This is a genomic window from Streptomyces corynorhini (assembly GCF_003346515.1).
Classification (GTDB): Bacteria; Actinomycetota; Actinomycetes; order Streptomycetales; family Streptomycetaceae; genus Streptomyces; species Streptomyces corynorhini.
The window spans coordinates 1-1350 of the sequence record NZ_QQNA01000456.1 but is presented as its reverse complement, the minus strand read 5'-3'; the positions used below and the strand labels follow the sequence as shown (position 1 = coordinate 1350).

The 1350-nt window shown below is 68.9% G+C and carries 1 protein-coding gene; it reads left to right on the top strand.

All coding sequences use genetic code 11. From position 1 onward, the window contains the following. Nucleotides 1-234 precede the first annotated feature (234 nt). A complete protein-coding gene (locus DVH02_RS34465; RefSeq protein ID WP_114627754.1) occupies nucleotides 235-1317 on the top strand; it encodes a terpene synthase family protein in 1083 nt (360 codons plus the stop codon). Nucleotides 1318-1350 lie beyond the last annotated feature (33 nt).

Sequence of the window (1350 nt, the reverse complement as noted above, 5' to 3'; positions counted from 1 at the left end):
ATCAGCAGGGGCGCGCGGTCGGGGCGGGAGAGGCAATGGGGAGCGCGTGTTGGGGGGTACGCGCCGTGGCGGTGGAGGTGATCAGGAAGGGCGGGATCAGCTCACAATCAGTCAATTCCAGCCAGGCAATGCCAAGTTGCCTCGTTATTGACGATACGACTCGGCCATATACGCTCCCCGAACGGCACCTCTCCCTTCCTCTCCTCGCATTCCCGCCGCACCAGGAGGCCGATCATGTCCTGCGTCTCGGAACAGCGCTTGGTCCAGCAGCTCCCGGCTGTGCCGTTCTACTGCCCTGTTCCGCCCGCGCGGCACCGGGCCGTCGAGGTCCTCAATGACCAGACCGTACGGTGGATGCTGCAGCAGCGGCTGGACACGGACGAACAGCAGCTCAAACGGCTCGCCGTATGCGACTTCGGCGGGCTGACCGCGTCGACGATGCCGTACGGGCAGCTCGAACCGCTCACCCTGATGTCCAAGTTCCACGCCGTGCTCTTCTCCCTGGACGACGGGGTGTGCGACGAGTCCGAGGCCACGGCCGACCTGCTCGTCCAGGAGACCTCGCGGATCATGCGCGCCGTGGAGTCCCCGGACGCGGGCTCGCCCCATGACTCACCGCACACGGCGGCCCTGCGCCGACTGCGGCTGGAGCTGGAGCGGTACGCCTCGCCACGCCAGCTGCGCCGGATGACGGACGCGATGCGCGTCTACACCTCGGGACTGGTGTGGGAGGCGTCCTGGCGCGGGCGGACCGAGCTGCCGTCGCTGGACGACTACGTCACCCTGTGGATGCGCGCCATCGGCATGGCGCCCTCCACCGCGATGATCGAGATCGTCGGTGGCTTCTCCGTCGCCGACGAGGATCTCCAGGACCCCCGGGTCCGGGCCCTGACCGAGATCACCTGGACCCTCGTCAGCTGGGACAACGACCTCTACTCCCGCAACAAGGAGCTGGAGCGGGCCGACGACAACCTCAATCTGATCGATGTCGTCTGCCAGGAACAGGACTGCTCACCGCAGCGCGCGCTGATCCGCGTCGTGACCATGCGGGACCGGGTCATGGTGCTCTTCGACCGGCTGTCCGCACAGGTGCTCGACGGCGCGAACGAGGAGCTGCGCCGCTATGTGAACGGGCTCGGCCAGTTCGTCAGGGGCCATCTCGACTGGGCGTCGTCCTGCCCCCGCTACGCCGTGCCGACCGGTCCGAAGGCCACCCCCGGCGGCTGGTGGAAGCGGCAGCCGGCCGACGACAGCCTGGAGCCGCTCGCGATTCCCACCATCGCCTGGTGGTGGGATCAGCTGGAACCGGCGCGCTGACCCGCCCCGGCCCGGCGGGCCCCGCCGGTCCCC